Annotated in this window: 1 pseudogene; it reads right to left on the bottom strand. The window is 63.8% G+C overall.

Features of this window, described 5'->3' with window-relative positions:
• Positions 1–203, bottom strand: a pseudogene (gene istB / locus HMPREF2924_RS21230) (IS21-like element ISPst3 family helper ATPase IstB); the annotation flags it as partial.
• Positions 204–276 lie beyond the last annotated feature (73 nt).

The raw sequence follows: 276 nt of genomic DNA, 5'->3' as shown, positions 1-276 counted from the left end.
TCGCGGTGCATCGGCAGCTTGGCCATGTTCATCTGGTGGCTCACCGAGCGCATGGCGCGATCTGTGTGCTCTTGTTCCAGCAGGTGTTCGAGCAGCCACTTGGACGAGGCTGTGTTCGACTCACCCTGCGCAGTCAACTCCGCCCAGGCCGTGGCCATGCCGTGCAGGCGCAGCTCCTTGAGTTCCGCCATCAAATCACGCATGACCGATCTCCTCGGTCTGGCCACGCAGGCGGTCGTAGCGCGCCGTGTTAGCGACGGGGGCTTCCTTGAGCGA

Source organism: Pseudomonas sp. HMSC063H08, from assembly GCF_001813645.1.
Classification (GTDB): Bacteria; Pseudomonadota; Gammaproteobacteria; order Pseudomonadales; family Pseudomonadaceae; genus Pseudomonas; species Pseudomonas aeruginosa.
This window is presented reverse-complemented; position numbering and strand designations above follow the sequence as displayed.